23 protein-coding genes are annotated in these 24,889 nt (G+C 63.9%); 12 read left to right on the forward strand and 11 right to left on the reverse strand.

The window, feature by feature from the left end:
* The first annotated feature begins 121 nt into the window (after positions 1-121).
* Complete coding sequence (locus J2R80_RS30195; RefSeq protein WP_253639895.1) at positions 122-673, forward strand: BA14K family protein; 552 nt, start codon at positions 122-124, stop codon at positions 671-673.
* A gap of 67 nt (positions 674-740) precedes the next feature.
* Here J2R80_RS30195 and J2R80_RS30200 read toward each other — a convergent pair whose 3' ends face one another.
* A complete protein-coding gene (locus J2R80_RS30200) occupies positions 741-1,637 on the reverse strand; it encodes a DMT family transporter (protein WP_076832182.1) in 897 nt (298 codons plus the stop codon).
* Positions 1,638-1,817: 180 nt separating this feature from the next.
* Here J2R80_RS30200 and J2R80_RS30205 point away from each other — a divergent pair, with 180 nt between their 5' ends.
* Positions 1,818-2,222: a response regulator gene (locus tag J2R80_RS30205; RefSeq protein ID WP_026192708.1), complete on the forward strand. Its 405-nt coding sequence runs from the start codon at positions 1,818-1,820 to the stop codon at positions 2,220-2,222.
* 19 nt (positions 2,223-2,241) lie between these two features.
* The gene (locus J2R80_RS30210; RefSeq protein WP_253639896.1) at positions 2,242-4,479 is read left to right on the forward strand and encodes a CHASE3 domain-containing protein; all 2,238 of its coding nucleotides are present in this window, start codon (positions 2,242-2,244) and stop codon (positions 4,477-4,479) included.
* Positions 4,480-4,638: 159 nt separating this feature from the next.
* On the opposite strand, the gene J2R80_RS30215 is transcribed toward J2R80_RS30210, so the two are convergent.
* Positions 4,639-5,532 (reverse strand): DMT family transporter, encoded by an 894-nt coding sequence (locus tag J2R80_RS30215; protein WP_253639897.1) that lies wholly within the window; start codon positions 5,530-5,532, stop codon positions 4,639-4,641.
* An 818-nt stretch (positions 5,533-6,350) separates the two neighbouring features.
* Here J2R80_RS30215 and J2R80_RS30220 point away from each other — a divergent pair.
* The 4 genes from J2R80_RS30220 (at position 6,351) to J2R80_RS30235 (ending at position 13,388) form a co-directional block, all read left to right on the forward strand.
* Positions 6,351-10,124, forward strand: coding sequence for a vitamin B12-dependent ribonucleotide reductase (locus tag J2R80_RS30220; protein WP_253639898.1), 3,774 nt, complete (start codon positions 6,351-6,353; stop codon positions 10,122-10,124).
* A 126-nt stretch (positions 10,125-10,250) separates the two neighbouring features.
* Positions 10,251-11,153: a YaaC family protein gene (locus J2R80_RS30225; RefSeq protein ID WP_253639899.1), complete on the forward strand. Its 903-nt coding sequence runs from the start codon at positions 10,251-10,253 to the stop codon at positions 11,151-11,153.
* Positions 11,077-11,840 (forward strand): IS5 family transposase gene (locus tag J2R80_RS30230; protein ID WP_139481326.1). Its coding sequence is split into 2 segments (ribosomal slippage): positions 11,077-11,412 and positions 11,415-11,840, totalling 762 coding nucleotides; the frame shifts between segments, so codons are not numbered across the junction. Before J2R80_RS30225 ends, J2R80_RS30230 begins: the two co-directional genes overlap by 77 nt.
* Before the next feature lie 693 nt (positions 11,841-12,533).
* Positions 12,534-13,388 (forward strand): SDR family NAD(P)-dependent oxidoreductase, encoded by an 855-nt coding sequence (locus tag J2R80_RS30235; protein WP_253639900.1) that lies wholly within the window; start codon positions 12,534-12,536, stop codon positions 13,386-13,388.
* 133 nt (positions 13,389-13,521) lie between these two features.
* On the opposite strand, the gene J2R80_RS30240 is transcribed toward J2R80_RS30235, so the two are convergent.
* Both J2R80_RS30240 and J2R80_RS30245 read right to left on the reverse strand, forming a co-directional pair.
* On the reverse strand, positions 13,522-13,818 hold the full coding sequence (locus tag J2R80_RS30240) for a lysozyme inhibitor LprI family protein (RefSeq protein WP_253639901.1): 297 nt from the start codon (positions 13,816-13,818) through the stop codon (positions 13,522-13,524).
* 187 nt (positions 13,819-14,005) lie between these two features.
* On the reverse strand, positions 14,006-14,713 hold the full coding sequence (locus tag J2R80_RS30245) for a L,D-transpeptidase (RefSeq protein WP_253639902.1): 708 nt from the start codon (positions 14,711-14,713) through the stop codon (positions 14,006-14,008).
* A gap of 390 nt (positions 14,714-15,103) precedes the next feature.
* Here J2R80_RS30245 and J2R80_RS30250 point away from each other — a divergent pair, with 390 nt between their 5' ends.
* The gene (locus J2R80_RS30250) at positions 15,104-15,760 is read left to right on the forward strand and encodes a hypothetical protein (protein ID WP_253639903.1); all 657 of its coding nucleotides are present in this window, start codon (positions 15,104-15,106) and stop codon (positions 15,758-15,760) included.
* A 283-nt stretch (positions 15,761-16,043) separates the two neighbouring features.
* A complete protein-coding gene (locus J2R80_RS30255; protein ID WP_256527883.1) occupies positions 16,044-16,298 on the forward strand; it encodes a hypothetical protein in 255 nt (84 codons plus the stop codon).
* Between the two features lie 206 nt (positions 16,299-16,504).
* Here J2R80_RS30255 and J2R80_RS30260 read toward each other — a convergent pair whose 3' ends face one another.
* A complete protein-coding gene (locus J2R80_RS30260) occupies positions 16,505-17,629 on the reverse strand; it encodes a metallophosphoesterase (protein ID WP_253641045.1) in 1,125 nt (374 codons plus the stop codon).
* A 458-nt stretch (positions 17,630-18,087) separates the two neighbouring features.
* On the opposite strand from J2R80_RS30260, the gene J2R80_RS30265 reads away from it, so the two are divergent.
* On the forward strand, positions 18,088-18,876 hold the full coding sequence (locus tag J2R80_RS30265) for a hypothetical protein (RefSeq protein ID WP_253639904.1): 789 nt from the start codon (positions 18,088-18,090) through the stop codon (positions 18,874-18,876).
* Positions 18,877-18,889: 13 nt separating this feature from the next.
* Here the strand turns inward: J2R80_RS30265 and J2R80_RS30270 are convergent, their stop codons facing one another.
* Positions 18,890-19,030, reverse strand: a complete 141-nt coding sequence (locus tag J2R80_RS30270; protein ID WP_253639905.1) for a hypothetical protein — start codon at positions 19,028-19,030, stop codon at positions 18,890-18,892.
* 83 nt (positions 19,031-19,113) lie between these two features.
* Here J2R80_RS30270 and J2R80_RS30275 point away from each other — a divergent pair, with 83 nt between their 5' ends.
* Positions 19,114-20,109 carry an LLM class flavin-dependent oxidoreductase gene (locus J2R80_RS30275; RefSeq protein ID WP_229192674.1) on the forward strand — a complete coding sequence of 332 codons (996 nt, stop codon included), beginning with the start codon at positions 19,114-19,116 and terminating at the stop codon, positions 20,107-20,109.
* 38 nt (positions 20,110-20,147) lie between these two features.
* Here J2R80_RS30275 and J2R80_RS30280 read toward each other — a convergent pair whose 3' ends face one another.
* Positions 20,148-21,380, reverse strand: coding sequence for a S1C family serine protease (locus tag J2R80_RS30280; protein WP_253639906.1), 1,233 nt, complete (start codon positions 21,378-21,380; stop codon positions 20,148-20,150).
* Between the two features lie 274 nt (positions 21,381-21,654).
* Here J2R80_RS30280 and J2R80_RS30285 point away from each other — a divergent pair, with 274 nt between their 5' ends.
* Positions 21,655-22,005: a zinc ribbon domain-containing protein YjdM gene (locus J2R80_RS30285; protein ID WP_076832150.1), complete on the forward strand. Its 351-nt coding sequence runs from the start codon at positions 21,655-21,657 to the stop codon at positions 22,003-22,005.
* 11 nt (positions 22,006-22,016) lie between these two features.
* Here J2R80_RS30285 and panD read toward each other — a convergent pair whose 3' ends face one another.
* The 4 genes from panD to J2R80_RS30305 form a co-directional block, all read right to left on the reverse strand.
* On the reverse strand, positions 22,017-22,406 hold the full coding sequence (panD, locus tag J2R80_RS30290; protein WP_253639907.1) for an aspartate 1-decarboxylase: 390 nt from the start codon (positions 22,404-22,406) through the stop codon (positions 22,017-22,019).
* 242 nt (positions 22,407-22,648) lie between these two features.
* Complete coding sequence (locus J2R80_RS30295) at positions 22,649-22,951, reverse strand: putative quinol monooxygenase (RefSeq protein WP_057019963.1); 303 nt, start codon at positions 22,949-22,951, stop codon at positions 22,649-22,651.
* A gap of 112 nt (positions 22,952-23,063) precedes the next feature.
* The gene (locus tag J2R80_RS30300; RefSeq protein ID WP_076832148.1) at positions 23,064-24,347 is read right to left on the reverse strand and encodes a cystathionine gamma-synthase family protein; all 1,284 of its coding nucleotides are present in this window, start codon (positions 24,345-24,347) and stop codon (positions 23,064-23,066) included.
* A 183-nt stretch (positions 24,348-24,530) separates the two neighbouring features.
* Positions 24,531-24,791 (reverse strand): PepSY domain-containing protein, encoded by a 261-nt coding sequence (locus tag J2R80_RS30305; RefSeq protein WP_057019961.1) that lies wholly within the window; start codon positions 24,789-24,791, stop codon positions 24,531-24,533.
* Positions 24,792-24,889: the final 98 nt, after the last annotated feature.

Genomic DNA, 24,889 nt, shown 5'->3' on the forward strand with positions numbered 1-24,889 from the left:
TTTTGTTCAGCTGCCATACATGAGCCGCCGGCTACGCGAAGATGACCCACAATCAATGTGGAGCACGGGAACGTCCGACCACAGAGATGGTTAGACATTCACCGTTTTGATGGAGTCCAAAATGATCAATATGAAGGTTCTGAGCACCGCCGCGGCTCTGGCGCTTGCGCTGCCGTTGGCTGTGGCGCCGACCGTTTCGTTCGCCCAGTCTGCCGCACAGATGGGCGCGATGGGCGGCGGCGGTGGCCACGTTGGTGGTGGTGGTGGCGGCGGTGGTGGCTTTGGCGGCGGCGGCCACGGAGGTGGCATGGGCGGCGGCGGAGGCGGCGGCTGGCACGGCGGCGGTGGCGGCGGTCACTGGGCCGGTGGTGGCGGCGGCGGTTGGCGCGGCGGTGGCGGCTGGCACGGCGGTTACCATCGTGGCGGCGGGTTCTGGCCCGGCGCGGTGGCCGGTGCGGTCGTCGGCGGCGCCCTCGCCTCGGGCGCGTATTACGGCTATGGCTACGGCCCCGGCTATTATGACGACAGCTACGGCTATTACGATGAACCGTCTGTTGCCGTGGAGGTGCCGAGTGGCGGCGGCGCCAGCTACTGCGCGCAGCGCTACAGGTCCTACGATCCTGCCTCGGGCACCTATCTCGGCTATGACGGCCGGCGGCATCCCTGCCCGTAATGAAGGCCTGAATTCTTGATTGCAAAAGGGCGGCGCCAGCGCCGCCCTTTTTTCATGTACGCAAGTCTTATGTGCGCAAGGCGACCGCGACGGCCGCGAACGTCACCACGAGCGCTGCGATGTCGCTCGTGCTGAGCGGCTCGCGCAGCATCGCCGCTGCCGCAAGCACGCCGACGACGGGGACCAGCAGCGTGCCGATCGACGCGGTCGCCGCCGGCAATCGCTCGAGCGCCGCAAACCAGCAGACATAGCAAAGGCAGAACTGGATCAGCGTCATGTAGATCATCGACGCCCAGCCGAACTGCGACAGCGCGGCGAGCTGCGGCTGCTCGATCATGATGCCGATGATTGCGATCGGCACGCAGCCGATCGCAAGCTGCCAGGCCGCGAGCGACAGCGGCGGCATCGCGAGCTTGAACGATTTGGTCAGCACCGTGCCGAGCCCGACGCAGACCGCGCCGGCGAGCGCGAACAGAATCCCCGGCAGCTTGCCGAGGCTTGCGTCGATGCCGCCGCCGCCGATCAGCACCGCGATCCCGGCGAGCGCCACCGCAAGCGCAAGCGCACGCGGCAGCGACACACGCTCGCCGAGCACCGGCCAGGCCACCAGCGCGACCCACACCGGAATCGATATCCCGAGCACGGCCGCCTCGCTGGCCCGCAGCCAGATCAGCGCGAGGCCCATGGACGCGACCCAGCCGCCGATCGACAGTGTCGACACCAAAGCAAGCCGCAACCACATGCCGTCGGGCACGCGCAGCGTCTGTCCCCGCACCAGCGCGACCAGCCCGAGCGCAACCGCGCCGACCACGCCGCACAGCCCGCGCGCGGACAGCGGCGGCCACTCCGTGAGCAGGAACTTCATGATCGGGAAGTTGAGTCCCCAGCCGATCGAGGCGACCACCAGGAATGCGACGCCAAGCGGTGACAGCGGGGCGCGGCCGGCGATGGGAACTGCGGTCATGGACCTGTCGTAAAGGGGATGGACAAATACAGGTGATGTGTCACGGCTAGCTGGAAATCTGCTTGTCAGCAAACAGCATATGCATTCTATGATACAGACTTTCCGTCTAGGTTCCGCCTTAATTGACGAACAGGCCAAGCGAGTCGCCGGCACGCGAGGCCGTTAGAAAGAGGATGCATCGTGCCGAGCGTTCTCGTGGTTGATGACGACCCGATGGTGTGCGTTGCCATCGAGGTGTGTCTGCAACGCCAGGGCTTCGAGGTCACCGTCGCCGATGGCGGCGAAGCCGGCATGCGCGCGCTGGAGCAGGCCACCTTCGACGTCATGCTGGTCGACGTCTTCATGCCGCATATGCGCGGGTTCGAGGCGATCCGCGTCTTCCACGAGCGTGCCCCCGATATTCCCGTCATCGCGATGTCCGGCTATGCCTTCGCCAATGCCGATCGCGCGCCGGACTTCCTGCGGATGACGATCGAGCTCGGCGCGTCCGCCTGCCTGCGCAAGCCGTTCACCCCGCAGGCGCTGATTGCCGCCGTTAACGAATGTCTTGCGAAGTATGCACCTTCCGCTCGTCTTTCGAAATAATTGCTCGTACTAATCGTCGATGGCTTCCCAGCGTCTCATTCTCGGCAGCGGCCTTGCGATCCTCCTCGTCATCAGCGCGGCGTCGATCGGGTTGGACGTCAAGTCGCGCAGCGAGATTGATTCGGTCGATCGCACGCTCAGCATCCTCAAGCGCATTTCGGACGCGCGTCAGCTGCCGCGCAGCGTCGAGAGCGCGGCGCGCGGTTTCGCGCTGACCGGCGATGCGTCCTTTGCCGACGAGTTTCGCGAGCAGAGCGCAGCCCTCACCGCGGCCTTCGACGATCTGATGGCGGCGGTGACGTCGGCCCCCGAGGAGGCGCAGCTGATCACGGGCACCAGGGTCGAGGTCCAGCGTGCCATTGCGCTCGGCGCCGAGCTGATCAGGTTGCGCAGCGCGGGCGACACGGCCGGCGCCGCGGCGCTGGTCTCCGCCGGCGAGAGCCGCGCGCTGACCGACAAGGTCGGCGCGGCGCTCGACCGCCTGGTCACCGAAGAGCGCCGCCTGCTCCGGATTCGCACCGACCAGTCCAAGACCAATGGACGGCTGCTGCTGATGATCGATCTCGCCGGCGTGGCGATGATCCTGCTGCTCGCGATCGCGCTGACGCTGACGGCCCGGCGCGCCAGCCGCGAACTGCAGGGCGCGCTCAGCGCGACCAAGGCGACCAATCTGTCGCTCGAGGGCAAGGTCGCCGATCGCACCAAGGATCTCGGTGCCGCGCTCGAAGAGCTCCGCCGTTCCACCTCGGTGATGGAAACCACCTTCCGCACCATGGCGGAGGCGGTGCTGGTGATCGACAGCGCCGGCACCGTGCTGCTGTCGAACCCGGCCGCCGAGAAGATGCTGCGCTACAAGCCGGGCATGACGGTCCGGCAGCTGCGCGCCATGAGCAACGTGTTCCAGTCCGACGGCGTCACGCCGATGCAGGCCGACGACATGCCGTCGGCCAGGACGCTGCGCGGCGAGGAATTCGACGGGCTGGAATTCGTCGCCAAGCCGGTGCGCGGCGCGCCGGAGATTCACCTCGTGGTGTCGGGCCGGCCGCTGCGCGATGGCGACGACACCATCACCGGCGCGGCGCTGATCTATCACGACATCACCGCCTCGCGCGAAACCGAGCACAAGCTGCAGCAGGCACAGAAGCTCGACGCCATCGGCAAGCTGACCGGCGGCGTCGCGCACGACTTCAACAACATGCTGACGGTCATCACCGGCACCACCGAGACGCTGGTCGACAGCCTGCGCGCCCAGCCGCAGCTCGCGAAAACCGCCGAGCTGATCGACCGCGCCGCCGAGCGCTGCCGCGAGCTGATCCAGCATCTGCTCGCCTTCGCGCGCCGCCAGCCGCTGGAGCCGCGCACCGTCGACATCAACGGCACCGTGGTCGACATCGCCAAGCTGCTGCGGCCGACGCTCGGCGAGCAGATCGAGATCAGTTCGGTGCTGGCGTCCGATGTCGCCAGCGTCCATATCGATCCGTCGCAGCTTGCCAACTCGCTGCTCAACATGGCGATCAACGCCCGCGACGCGATGCCGAACGGCGGCAAGCTGCTGTTCGAGACCAGCAACATCGTGCTCGACGACGCCTATGCGGCTGTCAATCCCGACATCACGCCGGGCCGCTACGTGCTGCTCGCGGTCAGCGACACCGGCACCGGCATGTCGCACGCGGTGCAGGACAAGGTGTTCGAGCCGTTCTTCACCACCAAGGAAGTCGGCAAGGGCTCCGGCCTCGGCATGAGCATGGTCTACGGCTTCGTCAAGCAGTCCGGCGGACATATCAAGATCTACAGCGAGGAAGGCCACGGCACCACGATCAAGCTCTATCTGCCCCCTGCCCGCGGCCAGGTCGAGGTCGAGGCGCCCCCGCCGGAGCCGGTGCGGCGCGGCAGCGAAGTTATCCTGGTGGTGGAAGACGACCAGCTGGTACGCAACTACGTCGTCACGCAGCTAGGCGCGCTCGGCTACAAGACCATCGCCGTGCCCGACGCCCGCGCCGCGCTGGCCCTGGTCGACAAGGGCGAGAAGTTCGACCTCCTGTTCACCGACGTGATCATGCCCGGCGGCATGAACGGCCGCCAGCTCGCCGACGAGGTGCAAAAACGCCGCCCCGGCATCAAGGTGCTCTACACCTCGGGCTATACCGAGAACGCGATCGTGCATCACGGCCGCCTCGACGAGGGCGTGCTGCTGCTGGCCAAGCCCTACCGCAAGGCGCAGCTCGCCAGCATGCTGCAGCAGGCGCTCGGCGAGTGATGTGAGCGCCCGATAGCGCGTGGCGCCTCGCTCGGATGGCCGCTCTGCGCGCTCCCCGTCATTGCGAGCGAAGCGAAGCAATCCATTTCGCCGCTTGTGGAGGCAGTGGATTGCCGCGGCGCTGCGCGCCTCGCAATGACGCGGTGAAAGAGAAGCGACTTACCTCGTCGCGAGCGCGACGCCGGCGAGCGTGAACAGCAGCGCGACGATCTGGCTTGGCCCCAGCGGCTCGTGCAATGCGACCGCGGACGCCACCACGCCGATCACAGGCACCGCCATGGTGCCGATCGCCGCCACCGAGGCCGGCAGGCGGGCGAGCGCGGCAAACCACGCGACATAGGCGACGCAGAACTGGATCAGCGTCGAATAGACCAGCAGCCACCAGCCGACCGTCGTGATGCGGTCGAGATGCGTGGTCTCGATCACGAGGCCGACGATCGCGATCGGCACGCAGCCGAGGCCGATCTGCCAGGCCGCGGCCGGGATCGGCGGCATCACCAGCGGATATTTCTTGGCCAGCACGGTGCCGAGCGCAAAGCCGAAGGCGCCGCCGAGCGCCATGATGATTCCCGGCAGCTTCTCCTTGCTTGCGGTGATGCCGCTGCCGCCCATGATCGCGGCGAGGCCTGCAAAGGCCATCACCAGCGCGATGGTCCGCAGCAGCGTCGGCCGTTCGCCGAGCACCGGCCAGGCCAGCAGCGAGGCCCATACCGGCATCGTGTAGGCGATCAGCGCGGCCTCGCTCGCCGGCAGCCAGAGCAGCGCCAGCCCCATCAGCACCATCCAGCCGGTGACGTTGAGCGCCGCATAGAGCACGAGCCGCGGCCACAGCCGTTTCTCGACATGCAGGCTCTGGGCGCGGATCAGCGCCAGCACCGCCAGCAGCACGGCGCCGATCACCCCGGTGGTGCCGCGCAAGGTCAGCGGCGGCAGCTCGCTGAGCAGGAACTTGGTGGACGGCCAGTTGAACCCCCAGCCCACCGAGGTGATGGCGAGGAACATCAGGCCGGCGGGCGCAAGGCGCGGCCGCGCTTGAGGCTTCTGGACTGTCATGGAACCCGGCAAGGGTGTGAAAAGGATGTGAGTCGGCCTCACCTTGCCCGCGATTTTGTCGCCCGACCATCACGGCTCTGACATGCCTGATCCGTACTTTGCCCGTAGGCCTACGTGAGTCCCCAAAATTCAATCCGGGACCGCGAATAAAAACTTCGCCTGTGAACAGCGGGGCGAAGCTCCGATCCACAGGCGATAGGAATTTTTTTGGCTTGGGAATCCCTGAGGACTCACCGATAGTTGGCCCGATCACAGGCGCGGCACCGACCCCTGTTATCCCCCTCTTTCCACCATATTTAGTGTTTGATTCAGAAACTCGTACTAGTCCTTGACGGGCGTAACGGACATGGCCTAGCTTTCAACCTGTTCGGCGCGAGTGTGTTTGGGTCCCCGCCGGTCGCTCCCACAAGGGTTCCAAAATGACCACTCCGCCAGGCCTTCGGGCCGCGGGTGAAGGGCTTTTCTGCCCTGATTTTGGGGCCGCCGTCGGGGACGACAAACGGGCCGCGAAGGACCCGGAAACAGAGGCCGTAACCGGCCCGCAAGAAGCGTACGCGTGACGTGTCGCGTGAAGCGTTTTGGGGCGTTGAATGCATGACCCGGAGCACCCGACCAGTCGGGCGCCGCGCCGGGACGATGCCGCCGCAGGACCGGTCATACCGGTGCCCAGCGGATGAGAGAAAACAGGCCGGATCCACCGGCTGAGCTGCGGATGACGGGAGGCGTGCTGACGCGTGTTCCGAAGTCCGCGAACAGACAACATTCCGGCACCTGCGGGGAAACGTGGGGCCGGGCAGAAGAAGAGACGGGGCTCGACCATGCGAATCGAACGACGCAACACCACCAGCGGACAATCTCCCTATGCCGGGATCAATTTCCGCCTGACCACCTCAGAGATCCGCAATCCGGACGGCTCGGTCGTGTTCCGCGCCGAGAACGTCGAGGTTCCGGAGTTCTGGTCGCAGGTCGCCTCCGACGTGCTGGCGCAGAAGTATTTCCGTAAAGCGGGCGTTGCGGCGCGCCTGAAGAAGGTCGAGGAAGAGACCGTACCGTCCTGGCTGTGGCGTTCGGTGCCCGACACCGAGGCGCTTGGCCTCCTGCCAGAGAGCGAGCGCATCGTCGGCGAGACCTCGGCCAAGCAGGTGTTCGATCGCCTCGCCGGCTGCTGGACCTATTGGGGCTGGAAGGGCGGCTACTTCTCCACCGAAGAAGACGCCCTCGCCTTCTTCGACGAGCTCCGCTTCCAGCTGGCCAAGCAGATGGTCGCGCCGAACTCGCCGCAGTGGTTCAACACCGGGCTGCACTGGGCCTACGGCGTCGATGGCCCCGGCCAGGGCCACTATTATGTCGACTGGAAGACCGGCAAGCTGACCAAGTCGAAGTCGGCCTATGAGCATCCGCAGCCGCATGCCTGCTTCATCCAGGGCGTCGGCGACGACCTCGTCAACGAGGGCGGCATCATGGACCTCTGGGTGCGCGAGGCGCGCCTGTTCAAGTACGGCTCCGGCACCGGCTCCAACTTCTCGAGCCTGCGCGGCGAAGGCGAAAAGCTGTCCGGCGGCGGCCGCTCAAGCGGCCTGATGAGCTTCCTCAAGATCGGCGACCGCGCGGCGGGCGCGATCAAGTCCGGCGGCACCACCCGCCGCGCCGCCAAGATGGTGGTGGTCGACGCCGATCACCCCGATATCGAGACCTATATCGACTGGAAGGTGAAGGAGGAGCAGAAGGTCGCCGCGCTCGTCACCGGCTCCAAGATCAACCAGAAGCACCTCAAGGCCGTGATGAAGGCCTGCGTCAACTGCGAAGGCAGCGGCGACGACTGCTTCGATCCGGAGAAGAACCCTGCGCTCCGCCGCGAGATCAAGCTCGCGCGCCGCGCGCTGGTGCCGGACAACTACATCAAGCGCGTCATCCAGTTCGCCAAGCAAGGCTACAAGGACATCTCGTTCGACACCTACGACACCGACTGGGATTCCGAGGCGTATCTCACCGTCTCCGGCCAGAACTCCAACAACTCGGTGTCGCTGAAGGACGATTTTCTGCGCGCGGTGGAAACGGACGGTGACTGGAATCTGGTCGGCCGCACCACCAGGAAAGTCACAAAAACGCTGAAGGCCCGCGACCTCTGGGAGAAGATCGGCTACGCCGCCTGGGCGAGCGCCGATCCCGGCCTGCACTTCAACACCACGATGAACGACTGGCACACCTGCAAGGCGTCCGGCGACATCCGCGCGTCCAATCCGTGCTCGGAATACATGTTCCTGGACGACACGGCGTGCAACCTCGCCTCGGCCAACCTGCTGACGTTCTACAGCACGACCACCAAGCGGTTCGACATCGAATCCTACGAGCACCTGTGCCGGCTCTGGACCATCGTGCTCGAAATCTCGGTCATGATGGCCCAGTTCCCGTCGAAGGCGATCGCCGAACTGTCCTACGAATTCCGCACGCTCGGCCTCGGTTTTGCGAATATCGGCGGCCTCTTGATGACCATGGGCCTGCCCTATGACAGCAAGGAAGGCCGTTCGCTGTGCGGCGCGCTGACCGCTGTGATGACCGGCATCGCCTACAAGACCTCGGCCGAGATGGCGGCCGAGCTCGGCACCTTCCCGGGCTACAAGAAGAACGCCGCCCACATGCTGCGCGTGATCCGCAACCACCGCCGCGCCGCCCACGGCAACGCCACCGGTTACGAGGCGCTCTCGGTCAACCCGGTGCCGCTCGATCACGCCTCCTGCCCGCAGGCGGACATCGTCACCCATGCCAGGCTGGCCTGGGACGACGCGCTGGCGCTCGGCGAGGTCAACGGCTACCGCAATGCGCAGACCACGGTGGTGGCGCCGACCGGCACCATCGGCCTCGTGATGGATTGCGACACCACCGGCATCGAGCCCGACTTCGCGCTGGTGAAGTTCAAGAAGCTCGCCGGCGGCGGCTACTTCAAGATCATCAACCAGGCGGTGCCGTCGGCGCTGCGCGCGCTCGGCTATCGCGAGAGCGAGATCGCGGAGATCGAGGCCTACGCCGTCGGCCACGGCTCGCTGTCGAATGCACCGGGCATCAATGCCTCCACCCTGAAGGCCAAGGGCTTCACCGATGAAGCCATTGCCAAGGTGGAAAAGGCGCTGCCGACCGCGTTCGACATCAAGTTCGCCTTCAACAAGTGGACTTTCGGTGAAGACTTCATCCGCGACCAGCTCGGCATCGGCGCCGAGGCTATCGCTGCGCCCGGCTTCGACCTGCTCTCGGCGGTCGGCTTCAGCAAGCGCGAGATCGAGGCCGCCAACGTGCACATCTGCGGCGCGATGACGGTCGAAGGCGCGCCTCATTTGAAGGCCGAGCACTACCCCGTGTTCGACTGCGCCAACCCCTGCGGCAAAATTGGAAAACGCTACCTCTCGGTCGAGAGCCACATCAGGATGATGGCGGCCTCGCAGCCGTTCATCTCGGGCGCGATCTCCAAGACCATCAACATGCCGAACGACGCCACGGTGGAGGACTGCAAGTCCGCCTACCTGCTGTCGTGGAAGCTGGCGCTGAAGGCCAACGCGCTGTACCGCGACGGCTCGAAGCTGTCGCAGCCGCTGAACTCGCAGCTCATCGCCGACGATGAGGACGAGGACGATGCGGTGGAAGCGCTGTACGAGAAGCCGATGGCCGCGCGTGCCGCCCAGGTCTCGGAGAAGATCGTCGAGAAGCTGGTCGAGCGCATCGTCGTGATGCGCGAGCGCGAGAAGATGCCCGATCGCCGCAAGGGTTACACCCAGAAGGCGGTGGTCGGCGGCCACAAGGTGTACCTGCGCACCGGCGAATATGACGACGGCCGGCTCGGCGAGATCTTCATCGACATGCACAAGGAAGGCGCGGCGCTGCGCTCCTTCATCAACAATTTTGCGATCGCAGTATCCCTGGGTCTGCAATACGGCGTGCCGCTGGAAGAGTATGTCGACGCCTTCACCTTCACCCGCTTCGAGCCCGCGGGCCCGGTGCAGGGCAACGACTCGATCAAGTACGCGACCTCGATCCTCGACTATGTCTTCCGCGAGCTCGCGGTGAGCTACATGGCGCGCTTCGATCTCGCCCATGTCGATCCGAACGAGTCTGGCTTCGACGCGCTCGGCAAGGGCGTCGAGGAAGGCAAGGAGCCGGATGAGGCCCCCGCCCAGCACCAAGCGACCAAGTACCTGTCGAAGGGCCTGACCCGGTCGCGCACCGACAACCTCGTCGTCATGCGCGGCGGCTCGGCCGCGGTGAGCCAGGGCGCCGACAACGCGCCCGCCGGCAACCGCGTCACCGCGCTCGCCTCCCACGGCGCAACCGCGCGCGGCGCTTCCGACACCGTCGAAGGCGCGGTCGCCCTGAAGCAGGAGGTCAGCCACGACCTCTCGCCGACCGAGAAGCTCGAGGCATTGAACTGGAGCAAGCCCGGCACCGCCGCAGCCGCCGCCCCGTCGAAAGCGGAGCGTCGCGCCGAAGCGAAGGCCAAGGGCTACGAAGGCGAGATGTGCTCGGAGTGCGGCAACTTCACGCTGGTGCGGAATGGCACGTGCATGAAGTGCGATACGTGCGGGTCCACGACGGGGTGTTCGTGAGGCGGTAGATCGCACTGACTGACAAAAATCACAGAGGCCGCTCCAACGAGCGGCCTTTACTTTTATAGCGATACGCGACGCAATATCCGAGACCGGCATTGCAGGTCGCACGAGGATTTAAAGAAAGTGATCATTCAAAAAGTGGCTAAGGTCCGGACTTCTGATCCTGCCCACTATGCTTGGACCAAACTCCGCAAGTTCCAAAACATTGAAGCGGTCACGGATACAATAACAGGTGTCCACGATGTCCCGATCGAGCATCGAGACAATGCGAGAAAACAAGCCCGCCAACTTCGCTATTGCATGATCCAAGCCAGAGAGTACTTCGAAGCCGCAAAGGCCGTTACCATCGCTACCAAGCCAAACTTACTCTACTACGGCACTATGAGCTTGGCGCTCGCCGAAATTCTGATGAAGCAATCCGGGCTTAGCAGCCTCGACAAGGCCCGCGAAGAACATCACCATCACGGCTTGACGATGTCAGCGGGTGCAATTCCAAACGGCGCTAACCTCGGTGTCGCGTCTAAAGAAATTCGCGCGTTCCCATTAGAGGTGAGCGGACGCCGCAGAGGGACTTTCGAAATGTGGCATCGCTCCAGCCGTGAGCATCCACTCGCCGGGGATCAGACCGTGATCTATCCCACGGGCAGAACGACGACTGCGTTCTCAGGGCTCTTCGGCGCACTTGACGTACCATATCCGCCGATTCCGAAAACTGGTCTGAGTTTGAATGATTGCCTAAGCGGACTCCCCTTGATGCGAGACACCGGTTCGGCGGCATACTTGCCTTCAGGCTTCATCCGTGGCCGATGTGACTCACGGCTCGTCCAGGGGGCAGAATGGAGCCAGAGTATCCGTTTGATGTTTCACCCAAGCCCCCTAGGTGGTGTGGACTCTAAGGATTCCCTTTTAGGCGCAAATCAGATTCAAGGCTGCTTTTGGGGAGGCCGCCTTGGGTGTGATGGACCGCTTGGTATTGAGCGACGCGACATGGGAGCGGATGGCGCCGCTGATCATCGGCCGGCCTGACCAGAAGGGTTCGACCGGACGGGACAACCGGATGTTTGTGGAGGGCGTACTTTGGATCGTGCGCACTGGCTCTCCCTGGCGTGATCTTCCGGAGGTGTTTGGAGACTGGAACAGCGTGTTTCGGCGCTTCAGTCGATGGAGCATCAAGGGGGTCTGGTGGCGCATATTCGAAGCGATGTCCGGTGATCCGGACTTCGAGTATCTGATCGTCGACTCCACCATCGTCCGGGCGCACCAGCACGCCGCTGGGGCGAAAAAAGGGGGTCTGAAGATCAGGCGATCGGTCGCTCGCGCGGTGGCCTGAGCACCAAGATACATATGGCCGTTCGCGGCCTGGGATGTCCCGTACGGTTCAAGCTCACCGCAGGTCAGAAGAGCGACGTACCGCAAGCCGCCGAATTGATCGAGGGATTACCTGCCCAGGTCGTCATGGCGGATACGGCTTATGACGCCGATCACTTGCGCCAGGCGATCGCTGCCAAAGGCGCGCTCGCCGTCATCCCCAACAACCCGTCACGTGCGCTCAAATATCCGCTGGACAAGCATCTCTATGCCCAGCGTCATCTCGTCGAATGCTGCTTCTCAAAACTCAAGCAGTTCCGCCGCGTCGCAACCCGCTTCGAAAAGACCGCCCGAAATTACCTGGCCGTCGTTACTCTCGCAGCCATCGTCTTATGGATGCGATAAATGTCCACACCACCTAGTGCAAGCGCTGATTGAACGAACCGAAATCAGGCCGGACATGGTCGACTATATCGACGTAGCCGAGGTTGGAGGAGGCCTACAAATCGACCTTAGGTCCGGCTTTGTACAAGGTCACGTTGGTTTTCGCCTTCCTCCCGCCGCGACAATTGACACGCTCGAATGGCGAATGTGAGCGAACGATCCGCCACTCAACGAGTTTGGATACTTTTACGTAGCGCTCTTTCTGGCGGGCAACTACGCTCGCTACTACCCGGACAGATGGCTAGTGGATGTGGAGCAATCGACGCCTCTTGGCCTCGCAATAGAAGAGCTCTGCAATATTGCGGAGTGGCGGGTGCCATGGCTTTCATTGTGCGAACTCGATTTCAATCTTTATGTAAACGAGGCGTAACCAAACGTAGGAACGCTCCGCTACCTACCAAACAAGCAAGCAAGCGTAGCCCGGATGAGCGGAGCGACATCCGGGGCCGACACGCAGGTCACAAGATCAATCCTGCATATCGCTTCGCTCATGCGGGCTACTAGCTTCGCTGACCCGCCCTACGCGCTGCACCCCAGATCATCTTGGCACAAACGCAGACATCCGGCACGCTTCCCAACCGCTCGAAAGTGCTGTCATATGCGCTCCGGAGACACTTAGCGTTTGGGGCAAGGGTCCCGGCTTGCGGGAGGAGAATGCGCGTGAAAGAACTCGCTGGAAAGACCGCGTTCGTGACCGGCGCAGCGTCAGGCATCGGGCTGGGGATCGCGACCGCTTTGGCCCAGGCGGGGGCGAAAGTCATGCTTTGCGATATTGAGGAAGCGGCTCTGTCCGCGGCGATCGAGCAACTGAGGCGCACCAACGTCGATGTCGACGGCGTGAAGGCGGACATCTCACTCAAAGCCGAACTCGTGGCGGCCGCCGAAGCCACGACTGCCCGCTACGGCAAGGTGCACATCCTCGTCAACAACGCGGGCGTCGGTGGCGGTGGGCCCTATGGCACCTGGACCGACGCGTCGTGGGATTGGACCCTGGGCGTCAACCTGATGGCGACCATTTGGGGAATCGAGATTTTCGGGCCGTTGATAGAGCAGCATGGCGAGGGCGGACACATCGTCTCCACGGCCTCGATCGCCGGTCTTATTTCAGGGGCGAGCAACGCATACAATGTTTCGAAGTACGGCGTTGTCGCGCTGTCCGAGGGACTGCGCCTTGAACTCGCACCCCGCGGGATCGGCGTATCGGTGCTGTGTCCCGGCTTCATCCGCACGCAAATCGTGAACTCGAGGCGCAACCTTCCCGAGCGCTTCGAGGGGGCGGTCCGTACCTTGCCGACGTCGGGCCCAATTGCCGAGCAGATCAATCTGATCCGCCAACGCGTCTCCGAGGGCATCGATCCCAACTATGTCGGTGAGCTCGTTCGCGAAGGCATCGAAAACGACTGGCCCTATATCTTCACCGACCTCGAATTTGAGCCGATCGTCGACACCCGCTTCGCCGCAATCAAGCAAGGCTTCGACCGGATCCGCGGGCGCACCCCGAAGCGATGAGCGCGCAGCAAGCGTAGGGCGGATGAGCCAATGGGCCGCGCGAATGCGCGCCCGATGACAGGCTCCGCGACATCCGGGACCAGCATCACAGCACGTGACCACCCGACCCCGCATATCGCTTCGCTCCTGCGGGCTACCGGCTGGCACGCCTTTCAAGAAGCAGCGTGCGGTCGGCGATGTCCTGCAATTCGAACGCCTGGGAGTCGAGGAATGCGACGGAGCCGTTGTTGGGGTCCGCGGCAAGGCGATGGGTTTCGCTGAGATGATGCTTCAGCCAGGCCCGCTGCTCCCTGAGCAATTGCGCGTGCGCCTCGCCCTTCGAGCTGGCGAGAAGGGCTTGATAGGCGGTGTTGAGCCTCGTGTCCCACTTATCGATTTCGGTCTTGCCGCAATCGAGCATCTTCGTCGACACCCCTTCGGCCTTGTCCATGCACGCATCATACTCGACGCTTTGTTGCGCGCGGACCGATAAGGTCCCGAGCACGAGCATCGCCGCAACAATGACTGGCCTCCGCGAAAGCATCACCACGTCCAAATCACCCTGCCTAGCGTCTTTCTCCAACCATCGCCGCACAAAGGCGTCCCTGGCAGCGCCTGGGGCCGACGGCCGACGCAGTTTACGCCGGCAGCACGATCACCTTCGTTTTGACGGGCGTTCGCGAATAGAGGTCGATCATGTCCTGACTGAGGAGGCCGGTACAGCCGCTCGTAATACCGTTCCCGATCGTTTCGGGGGCGCTGGTGCTATAGATCGTGTAAAGCGTGTACACCCCATTTTGGTAGAGGTAGAGCACGCGCGCGCCAAGTGGATTGTCGAGACCCCCCGCCATGCCGCGAGCATATTTGCCCGCCTCCGGCTGGCGCGCGATCATCTCCTTGGGCGGCGTCCAGGTCGGCCATTCGGCTTTGCGCCCGACATAAGCCTCCCCGCTCCACCGGAACCCATCGCGGCCGACATTGGCGCCATAGCGGGTCGCGTTTCCATCGCCTTCGATGCGGTAGACATAGTATTTGCTCGGATCGACGATGATCGTACCGGGCGCCTCATCGCTGTCGTACTTCACGGTCTTGCGAAAATATTTCGGATCGACCTTACTGACGTCGACCGCGGGGATCGGGAATTTCTCGTCGGGCACGGGCCCGTAGACCTTCTCCGCCTCGGCCAGGCTCATGTAGTCGGACGCACAACCGGCCAGGCTCAGTGCGGCGAGACCAGCAGCAGAACCGACCAGAAACGCCCGGCGGTTGAGAAGCCGCGACCGAGGCCCAGGCGGAGCGCGCTCGCCCATCGCACCAGCGTCGGCAATTCCACGGTCCATGATCATGATTTCTGATTTTCCCTTGTCCCGTTACGCGGCCGAAGCAGACTTTGGCATACAGTAGAAGGGAAAAGAAAAGTTCTTCGTCATTGTCTGAGGTTGACCAACAGATGGTCTTGTGAATCCTTCCGAGAACAATGCGAGAACTTCAGCGGATTACGCTTCCGCCTTCGCTCAATGAGCTAAAGGTCGGCGGGTTACGCCTTCGGCTAATCCGCCCTACGCGATGGCAACAACTGATTGATCACGTTTCCATGCGATTGATCTGCGGCGCTTTGTCGGACCAAATTGGTATGGAATCACCGCCCCACCACCCTGCCGCATTCCATGCGGAAAATGAATCGAAGGTGAAAACCCAATGAGACGCGTTGTCCAGGCTTCGCTCGGACTCCTCGCATGGAGCATTCTCCAAACCTCGCCCGCATTCGGCCAGCTCAAGGGCAACGCCGACAACATTGTCGGAACGGATATTTCCCGCGCGAGAGCACCGACTACAGGCTGGCGAAGATCAAAGGCGCAGCCGGCGACAGGATCTATTTCCGCGGCGATGGCAACGAGCGTTGCCCCGACGACCAAGCCTGTCGTCTGAAAACTTATGTCGTTCGCAACGATGAAGTCATTGTTTCCCGGACGTCAGGCAAGTTCGCATGCAGTTGGTTTCAACCTCGCAAGGGCACTGAGACGGTCGGCTGGATCGAGATCGAAAGGCTTGCGTGGCAGGAGGACATACGACGACCGGCAGAACGGGATTGGCTCGGCGAATGGCGTGCCTACGACAACGTCATTCGCATCTCGAAATCGAAAGAGGCAGGTCAGCTGGCCATCAAGGGCGAGGCCATTTGGGGTTCGGGCAGCCGCACCCATTCCGGCGAGCTTGATTACGAAGCAAAACCTTCAGACGATAAGATGAAATTCGGTGACGGGACGGACGAACTCGACTGTCAGGTCACGATGCAGCTCGTCGGCAAGTTACTGGTTGTCGGCGACAACCTCCATTGCGGCGGGACAAACGTCTCATTTTCAGGTGTCTACCAAAAGAGACCGACGCGATGAGCATCTCGCGGCTCGTAGGGCGGATTAGCGCAGCGTAATCCGCCCTTCGTCGCGGTAACGCCGAGCAGCGGGTTACGAGGAGTCTATCATCGGACACGCGCTCCGCGCGATCCGTTGGCGAACCCACCCTACTCGTTACGTGCTTGTTCGTTTCGCTCAGGCCGCCTTCGCTGCACCTCGATCGCGAAGAGATTGGTGTGAAGCTGGCAAGATCATTGCCGCTGTCAGACCGAGATCGGCGGGACGAAATCGACCCGTTGCGGACGTAGATGGGTCGGCCATAATGTCTCCTTTTCTAGGCAATTCGGTCGGAGGTGAGATGGTCGATCCGTGGCCCGCAGATGCAAAGTTTCAAATGGGTGACTATGCCGCCAAGAAAGGGCGAGCATCATGGCGCGGTCGAATCGTTGGTTGGTATCGTACGGATTTGACCAGGCTCGGATATGCGATCGAGAGCTACTTCGAGCCCGGCTCGGTGCAGATTTACCCGGAGACGGCGATCGACGCATGGCAGCCGCCGGCCTTGGAACGTGAGTGACCGATTCTCACCCTCCTGCGACCTTCGGAACGTTTGCTCGTGCACGAATCGGAAGCCTCGTAGCCCGGATGAGCGAAGCGATATCCGGGACCGGCATCGCCATACGCACGACCGACCCCGCATGTCGCTTCGCTCATGCGGGCTACCGCTGCCGCCCTGGCCGAGAAACAGACCGGACACCGCGCATCGCATGCGCAACAAATCGATCAGACGCCTTCAGCCACGCGCAACGTGATCCGGGTCAATTCCGACGGGCGGCCGAGCCGCAAGGCAAAGCCAGGCCATAGCGCGGTGCCGTTGTTGACGTAGAGCGTCATCCCGTCGACGTCGTAGCGGCCCGAGACGAAGCCGGCATTGGCGCGCGCGGCGAGGCGATCGATCCCCAGGATCAATCCGCCATGGGTGTGCCCGGAGAGCTGCAGGGCGACGCCGAGCCGGGCGGCCTTTCGTGCGTCGCTCGGCTGGTGGTCGAGCAGGACGACGGGCGCGCCTTTCGGGGCGCCGTCGAGAACCGCGGCAAGGTCGCGGATCGAATGCCCCCGGTGGCGCGACGCGCGGTCGGTGATCCCCGCGATCACCAGGCGGCCGCCGCCGCGTTCGAGCACGATGTGCCGGTTCTCGAGCGAGCGCAGGCCGAGCGCTTCGTAGTGCGCCATCCAGCCGTCATAGCCGAAGATATATTCGTGATTGCCCGAGATCACGTAGACGCCGTCGGCCGCCATCAGGTCGCGCAGCGGCGCGATGTCGCCCCGCCGCGCGTCGATGGTGCCGTCGATCAAGTCGCCCGTGATCGCGATCAGGTCGGCGCCGAGCTTGCTCGATCGCTCGACCACGGCGCGCGCCCAGGGCGCGGGAAACAGCCGGCTGATGTGCAGATCCGTCAGTTGCAGGATGGTATAGCCATCGAACTGAAGCGGAAGTCCGCGGATGCCGACCTCGACATCCCTGAGCGGCGGAATGCGCATCGCCTGATGGACGCCGATCGCGGCGGCTGCGCCCGCGAGCGCAGCAAGTGCGTAGCGGACGCCGTCGGGCGCGCCGACGAAGCCGCCGTGGATCAGCGCGGCCACCAGCAGCCCGGCATCGAGCGCCAGTTGCAGCAGCGCCAGCAGCATGATCGCGCCGAACGCCCAGTTGAACAGGACGACCACCGGACGCGGAAACTCCGGCGAGAATTCCGATCCCGACGACAGCCTGTTCCAGCGGTGAAACTGCAAGGCGACCAGCACCAGCAACGCGGCGACGATCTTTGCCGGCAGCGGCCAGTCGAGCGGCCAGATGAAGCGGGCCAGGATCAGCAGGCTGGTCAGGCCGAAGATGAGTTGGGGAATTGGTTCGCTCCGGATCGGATCGGTTAAGGCTGCGCGGTCGGCGCCAAGCGAAGGTAGGGTGGATCGGCCGCGCGCGTAAGCCGCCATCGTCAGCACATTTTCGGCAAGTCGCGCGTCGCCGAAACGCTCTGCGCTTTTGTCCCAGTAGTCCGGATGAGCCAACGGGTCGCGCGAACGCGCGCCCGATGACAAGCTCCACGACATCCGGGATTCGCCTCGCAAGAACACACCACCGGCCCCCGCATGTCGCTTCGCTCATGCGGGCTACGGGCTGCGCGCGTTGCGTCTCCTGGCGCACCTTCCCCATCAGCATTATCGGCCCCTCCCGAAAATAAACTTGAACATTGCTCATTTCCATGTCAGATATTGAACATTGTTCATTTTTATCGAAGCCGACGATGCAAACGACCTTCCGGATGGACGGATTGACCGGGATCGAACGGCCCGTGAAACCGTGGATGAAAGTCGCCCCGACGATCATCACGATCGGCATCATTGCGGCATTCGCGGTGCACGGGCGCATCGCGCAGCCGGCGGGCTATAATGATTTCGCCGACCACTCGGCCCTGTCAGGCATTCCCCACGCAGGCGATGTCTTGTCGAACATCGGCTTCGCCGTGGTCGCGATCTGGGGCTGGCTGGCGCTGCGCCCTCACCGCAACAGCGATCGGCTGCGCGCCGGATGGCCCGGCTACCGCCTGTTCCTGATCGGACTGTTCCTGACCGCGTTCGGGTCAGCGTTCTTTCACCTCGCCCCCGGCAATGGCCGGCTGACCTGGGACATGCTGCCGATCGCGCTTGCCGGCGCGGGCCTGCTGGTCGGCGTCCGCGGCGACACCCAGCCAGCATCGAAGACGAACATCGAAGCGATCGTGCTCGGGCTTTACGCCGCCGCCAGCGTCGCATGGTGGGTCCATACCGACCGGCATGGTGCGGGCGACCTGCGACCGTATCTGCTGCTGCAGGTCCTCCCGCTCATCCTGATCCCGCTCTGGCAGTCGACCTATCGCGCGCCGCGCGCCGACCGCATCGCATTCGCCGCCGCGATGGCGCTGTACGTTGTGGCCAAGATCGCCGAGGTGCTCGACCACGAGATCGCAAACACGCTTCAGTTCGTCAGCGGGCACACCTTGAAGCATCTGCTCGCGACTTCAGCCACGGCCGCAATCGTCTGGGGACTGACGCGACGAATCTCCGATGGCGGCGGGCGACGGGGTTATTTCGGAATAATGGAAAAGTATCGCTGATTTGCCCGACGCGTCAAGTCGCTTTTCCGAGTGCCGGCAGCAACCTGCACCTTTGCATGGGGTTGTTTTCGATATTTTGGATGGGCAGCTCTGCTTCCTCGATCGCATCGGGCGGATTGACCGGCAAGGCGACCGCATCCATATGCATCTGCATGAACCGGCTGCCCCCGCCGTTTCGCATCCACCTGGACACAGCCAAATACCATCGGCTCCCGTCCCTAACGCTCCGGAGTCGCCTTGGCCGCCCTCTCCATTCTCGATCTCGTCCGCGTCACCGAGGAAACCGACGCGCGCGGCGCGCTCTATAACGCGCGCGATGTCGCCGCGCATGCGGAGGCGCTCGGCTATCGCCGCATCTGGGTGGCGGAGCATCACAACATGGCGGGAATTGCGAGCGCGGCGACGTCGGTCGTGATCGGGCACATCGCGGCGGGCACCAAGACCATCCGGGTCGGCGCCGGCGGCATCATGCTGCCCAATCACGCGCCCTATGTCATTGCCGAGCAGTTCGGCACGCTGGCGCGGCTGTTTCCTGACCGTATCGACCTCGGCCTCGGCCGCGCCCCGGGCACCGACCAGCTCACGCTGCGCGCGCTGCGCCGCACGCCGGAATCCGCCGAGAACTTTCCGCAGGACGTGCTCGAGGTGCAGGCCTTCCTCGCGGCGGCCGGTCCCAACCAGCGCATCCAGGCGGTGCCGGCCGCGGGCACCGACGTGCCGCTGTGGATTCTCGGCTCGAGCAATTTCGGCGCGATGCTGGCCGGCGAGCTCGGCCTGCCCTACGCCTTCGCCTCGCACTTTGCCCCCGAGCTGCTGATCCAGGCGCTGCAGATCTATCGCGCCCGCTTCAAGCCGTCGGAGCAGCTCGACCGCCCCTACACCATGGTCGGCGTCAACATCATCGCCGCCGACACCGACGAGGAGGCGCGGCGGCTGGCGACCACGCAGCAGATGTCGTTCACCAACATCTTCCGCGGCGCGCGCGGCCTCAGCCAGCCGCCGATCGACGACATCGAGAGCTACTGGTCGCCGGCCGAGAAGGTGCAGGCGATGCGGATGCTCGCGCGTTCCATCATCGGCTCGCCTGCGACGGTGCGCGCCGGCATCGACGCGCTGGTCGCGGAGACCGGCGCCGACGAGCTGATGATCGTGTCCGACGTCTACGATCACCAGAAGCGGCTGCGATCGTTCGAGCTGATCGCCAAGGCCGGCGGGATCACACCGCAGACGTAGCCTGCAGGATGGGCAGTAGCCGACACACTAACGCAGCCTCACTTCGGCGCGCCGGCGGGCGCCTGCGACTGCGCGAGCTGGCCGAGCGTCACGCTCAGCGAATTCGGCGCGTTGTCCCGCAGCATCGAAAGCTTGACCGAGCTGCCCGGCGCGCCCGCATAGACCTTCTTGGTCAGCTCGTTGGCGCTCTTGATCGGCTCGTCATTGACCGAGGTGATCACGTCGCCTCGCCTCAATCCGGCCTTCGCTGCCGGACCGCCGGTCTGCACGCCGACCACGACCGCGCCGTGCAGATTGTTCGCACCCAAGCTTTCGGCAATGCCGGGGGTGATCGATTGAATCTGGGCGCCCATCCAGCCGCGCGTGACCATGCCCTTGTCCTTCAGCTGCGGGATCACCGTCTTCACGGTATCGGCGGGTATCGCAAACGCGACACCGACCGAGCCGCCGGAGGGAGAGAAGATCAGGCTGTTCACGCCGATCACCTCGCCATGCGTGTTGAAGCTCGGCCCGCCGGAATCGCCGCGGTTGATCCGCGCGTCGATCTGGACGAAATCTTCCGAAGACCCAGTCTCCAGATCGCGCGCACGCGCCGAGACGATCCCCGCGGTGACGGTGTTTCCGAGGCCGAATGAATTGCCGGCCGCGAGCACCCAATCGCCGGTGCGTGGCGCTTGATCCGCGAGCCTGACATAGCTGAAGTCGGTCCGCCCATCGACCTTGAGCAGGGCCAGGTCGCTGACCGGATCCTTGCCCAGGACTTTCGCCTTGTAGACTTTGTTGTCGCTGGTGCGGACATCGGCGCGGTCGCTGCCGCCGAGGACGTGATTATTCGTCACCGCGTAGCCGTCCGCCGAGATGAAGAAGCCCGAACCGATCGAGGTCATCTCACCCAACTTCGGCAGATTGCCCGGTCCGCGCCTGCCGGGATCCGGAACGGCCCTTCCCGGCGTGTCCTGATCGGGAGAGCCGTCCGGCCCGAGAGAACCGCCGGGGGAGTCACCGGGAGACGAGTCGTCGTCATCCGCCGCAGCCGCCACCTTGGCGTTGACGCCGATCACGGCCGGCCCGACCTTCTCGGCAAGGTCGGCGAACTCGCCGGGACCACCATTGCCGTGATCCGCGCGCGAATTCACCGGCTGTGCGTGGGCAAGACTTGCGGTTACAAGACTTGCGCACACAAGACTAGCGCCCACCAGCAACGCCGACGTGAAGGCGGCGGTGACGAGCGACGTGCGAAGGCAGACGAAGGCCGAATTTCTCTGATTCATCTTCCGCGTCCATGTTTGGGATCAGCCGATTGCTCCTGGATGAATTGCCGGCCCGGACGCGACGATCAGTGAACCGTTCCCCGCAAGCACAGGGGCGCAATGCCGAGCGACGGACGGCAACGGATAGAGGCGCAGACCGTTCCACCGGCATCCGCGGGTGGACGAGTGGCTCGCCACCTTTGCGCCGCTTTGCGCATCAAATCGCCGGGTTTTTGCTTGCTTTGGCCGCCTGTGCCTCTACGGTGCGCCCGCAACGACGGAGACGATCTCGACTATGGACGCCGCAATGAACTGCCCGAAATGCAATTCCGAGCATGCCTATCAGGACGGCGTTCTCTGGGTTTGCCCGGAATGTGCCCATGAGTGGAGCAGCGATGCGGCCGCGGCCGCCGAGACCGCCCAGCAAGCGGGCGTGCGCGACGCGCATGGCAACCCGCTGACGGACGGCGACAGCGTCATCGTGATCAAGGACCTCAAGGTCAAGGGCTCGTCGTCGGTGGTCAAGGGCGGCACCAAGGTCAGGAACATCCGCCTCACCGAGGGCAGCGACGGACACAACATCGCCTGCAAGATCGACGGCATCGGCGCGATGAATCTGAAATCGGAGTTCGTCAAGAAGGCCTAGCGTAGCCCAGCTTACGCATCCGCCAAGGCTTTCGCCGGTGCGGCGGCAGCCTTCGCGATGTGCCGGTTCTTGTCGTCGACCAGCACGACCCGCGGATGAAATTTGCGCGCCTCGTCGGCGTCGAAGCTGGCATAGGCGACGATGATGACCTTGTCGCCGGCCATGGCGAGCCGTGCGGCCGCGCCGTTGAGGCCGATGGTGCCCGATCCCGCCGGCGCCTCGATCACGTAGGTCGAGAAGCGCGCGCCGGTGTCGATGTTATAGATGTCGACGCGTTCATTGATGAGGAAACCGGCGGCCTCGATCAAATTGCGGTCGATCGAAATCGATCCCTCGTAATGCAAGTCCGCTTCGGTGACGTGCGCGCGATGAATCTTGCCCTTCATCAAAGTCACTTGCATCGAGACCATCCCGTATCGTTGCGTCGGAATTTTCCGCGCCGCCAATAACGGCGCGCCGCCTCCGCGTCAACGTTGTCCGGGTGTACGCTCGCTTCGAGCGCAGTTCCGCGACGATGGGTTTGTCCTGAAATCGTTGACCGCGCCGGGCTGCAATGCTCCGCGCCACCGAAATCGGAGAATGAATGCGCTGCGGCGGAGCCTTTCCGGAGCAGGCTATTATTTGTGACCCGGTAGCGAACGCCCTACTCTCGCTTGCTCGCAATCTCGTTCGCCAAGACCACTATCACCTCGCCGTCGAGGATCGGCTTCGCGACCTCAAAGAAGCGCGCCACAGCCGGCGAATTGTTGTGCCGGTCCATCGCCGCCTGATCCAAGTATCGCTCATACGTCGAAAATATCCGCGGACTGTCGACATCCTGCGAGACGTAGTAGCCGACGGTGGACGGCTCGTTGGCGCGGACATGCTCGACGACGTCGAGCAACGCCTGACGCATCGCCGCCTCATGGCCCTTCTTCGCGCGGATGATCGCCGTGATTGCCAGCATGCACTCTCTCCGGAGGTTGGTAGCCCGTAGGACGGGTTTCGTGGAGTTTATCATCGGGCCGCGCGACGCGCGGCCCCGTTGGCTCGACCCATCCTACACGCTTTTGACTGGCTCACACCCGGCTCAACGCCTGCGCGATGTCGGCCACCAGGTCGGACGGATGCTCGATCCCGATCGAGAGCCGGATTGTCGAATCCAGCACGCCGATCCGCTTGCGGATGTCGGCTGGCACGCCGGAATGCGTCATGGTGGCCGGCAGGCTCGCGAGCGACTCGGTGCCGCCGAGGCTGACTGCGAGCTTGAAGATCTGCAGCGAGTTGAGGAATTTCTCCGCCGCCTGCTGCCCGCCGACGATATCGAACGAGAAGGTCGAACCGGCGCCGCTGCTTTGGCTCGCGAACACGCGCCCCGCAGGCGACGCCGGATCGTGATGGCCGAGATAATGCACCTGCGCCACCTTGGGATGGTCGCGCAGATAGTCGGCGACGATCCGCGCGTTGCGGTCGGCCTTTTCCATGCGCAGACTGAGCGTTTCCAGCGAACGGCTGATCATCCAGCAGGAATGCGGATCGAGCTGGGTGCCGATCGCGCCGCGCAGCGCCTTGATGTCCTTCATCAGCTTCTTCGAGCCGAGCGCCGCGCCCGCGATCAGGTCGGAATGGCCGCCGACATATTTCGTCAGCGAGTACAGCGAGAGATCGGCGCCGTGCTCGATCGGCCGCTGAAATACCGGCCCGAGCAGCGTGTTGTCGCAGGCGATGATCGGCGTATGGCCCTGTGCCTTGCCGATCGCATCGGCGATGCGCCGCGTCAGCGCGATATCGACCAGGCCGTTGGTCGGATTGGCCGGCGTCTCGATGAAGATCATCGCGACACGGCCCTTCTTCATCGCCTCGTCGGCAGCGGCGCGGATGACACTCTCGTCGAGGCCGTCGGCAAAGCCCACGGCGTGAATCGAGAAGCCCGCCAGTGTCCTGGTGAACAGCGTCTCGGTGCCGCCATAGAGCGGCTGCGAATGCAGGATCACGTCGCCGGGCCGCGCGAAGGCCAGCACCGTGGTCGAGATCGCCGACATGCCGGAGGAGAACAGCGCGCAGCTCTCGGTGCGCTCATAGATCGCAAGCCGGTCCTCGACGATCTCGCTGTTCGGATGGTTGAAGCGCGAATAGACCAGCCCCGCCCCCATGCCCTCCGGAGGCTCGCGCCGGCCCGCGACAAAGTCGAAGAAGTCCTTGCCGTCCTCGGCGGTGCGGAACACGAAGGTCGAGGTCAGGAACACGGGCGGCTTGACGGCCCCCTCCGACAGCTGCGGATCGTAGCCGTAGTTCAGCATCTGGGTTTCCGGATGCAGCAGGTGATTGCCGATATGGGTTTTGGACGGAAACGGTTTTGTCATGGCCGGTCTCCTGTTCACGGGCCGCCGCGCTGGCGGCGATTCCCGGAATGATGGGACCAGCATACCCCAGCTTTATGCCATTCAGCCAAAGCACGGCATCAGACAGTTCTGGATAACGAACGGCCGGCGTGCGCCCTGCTCCGCCGGCCGTTCCGAATTTTCACGCAGCGGTGAAGACGCGGGCTACCAGCCGCGATCCACGTTGCGCACCTCGCCGGTCCGCGCGTCGACATCGACCTTCATCCAGCGGCCGAGGCGGTCACGCCCCTCGACCTCCCACTCGTCGCCGAGGAACTGGGTGTTGGACACCGTCACGATGCCGAGACCGGTCGCGACATCGAGCGCGGCCTCCATCGAGACCTGGCTGCCGGAATCGTAGGCCATCGCCGGCGTCGCTGCGCCGATCGCCAGGGCCGCGATCGCGGGAATAATGAAACTTCGCATGGCTCACTCCTCATGGAACAGGATGTTATGCCGCATAAAACGAGCGGCGCACCCATCAGTTCCGACAACAGGAGTGCGAAGCAGCGCGAAACTTCGGC

The organism is Bradyrhizobium sp. USDA 4541, assembly GCF_024171085.1.
Lineage (GTDB): Bacteria > Pseudomonadota > Alphaproteobacteria > Rhizobiales > Xanthobacteraceae > Bradyrhizobium > Bradyrhizobium australafricanum.

What these genes read in the sequence shown, in the direction of transcription:
- J2R80_RS30265 (WP_253639904.1), top strand. Translation starts at nt 18,088, where the DNA reads ATGAAAGTCGCCCCGACGATCATCACGATCGGCATCATTGCGGCATTC.
- J2R80_RS30295 (WP_057019963.1), bottom strand. Translation starts at nt 22,951, where the DNA reads ATGCTGGCAATCACGGCGATCATCCGCGCGAAGAAGGGCCATGAGGCG.
- J2R80_RS30245 (WP_253639902.1), bottom strand. Translation starts at nt 14,713, where the DNA reads ATGATCATGGACCGTGGAATTGCCGACGCTGGTGCGATGGGCGAGCGC.
- J2R80_RS30215 (WP_253639897.1), bottom strand. Translation starts at nt 5,532, where the DNA reads ATGACAGTCCAGAAGCCTCAAGCGCGGCCGCGCCTTGCGCCCGCCGGC.
- J2R80_RS30255 (WP_256527883.1), top strand. Translation starts at nt 16,044, where the DNA reads ATGTCTCCTTTTCTAGGCAATTCGGTCGGAGGTGAGATGGTCGATCCG.
- J2R80_RS30210 (WP_253639896.1), top strand. Translation starts at nt 2,242, where the DNA reads ATGGCTTCCCAGCGTCTCATTCTCGGCAGCGGCCTTGCGATCCTCCTC.
- panD (WP_253639907.1), bottom strand. Translation starts at nt 22,406, where the DNA reads ATGCAAGTGACTTTGATGAAGGGCAAGATTCATCGCGCGCACGTCACC.
- J2R80_RS30235 (WP_253639900.1), top strand. Translation starts at nt 12,534, where the DNA reads ATGCGCGTGAAAGAACTCGCTGGAAAGACCGCGTTCGTGACCGGCGCA.
- J2R80_RS30240 (WP_253639901.1), bottom strand. Translation starts at nt 13,818, where the DNA reads ATGGACAAGGCCGAAGGGGTGTCGACGAAGATGCTCGATTGCGGCAAG.
- J2R80_RS30280 (WP_253639906.1), bottom strand. Translation starts at nt 21,380, where the DNA reads ATGAATCAGAGAAATTCGGCCTTCGTCTGCCTTCGCACGTCGCTCGTC.
- J2R80_RS30250 (WP_253639903.1), top strand. Translation starts at nt 15,104, where the DNA reads ATGGAGCATTCTCCAAACCTCGCCCGCATTCGGCCAGCTCAAGGGCAA.
- J2R80_RS30220 (WP_253639898.1), top strand. Translation starts at nt 6,351, where the DNA reads ATGCGAATCGAACGACGCAACACCACCAGCGGACAATCTCCCTATGCC.
- J2R80_RS30200 (WP_076832182.1), bottom strand. Translation starts at nt 1,637, where the DNA reads ATGACCGCAGTTCCCATCGCCGGCCGCGCCCCGCTGTCACCGCTTGGC.
- J2R80_RS30305 (WP_057019961.1), bottom strand. Translation starts at nt 24,791, where the DNA reads ATGCGAAGTTTCATTATTCCCGCGATCGCGGCCCTGGCGATCGGCGCA.
- J2R80_RS30195 (WP_253639895.1), top strand. Translation starts at nt 122, where the DNA reads ATGATCAATATGAAGGTTCTGAGCACCGCCGCGGCTCTGGCGCTTGCG.
- J2R80_RS30270 (WP_253639905.1), bottom strand. Translation starts at nt 19,030, where the DNA reads ATGCAGATGCATATGGATGCGGTCGCCTTGCCGGTCAATCCGCCCGAT.
- J2R80_RS30285 (WP_076832150.1), top strand. Translation starts at nt 21,655, where the DNA reads ATGGACGCCGCAATGAACTGCCCGAAATGCAATTCCGAGCATGCCTAT.
- J2R80_RS30300 (WP_076832148.1), bottom strand. Translation starts at nt 24,347, where the DNA reads ATGACAAAACCGTTTCCGTCCAAAACCCATATCGGCAATCACCTGCTG.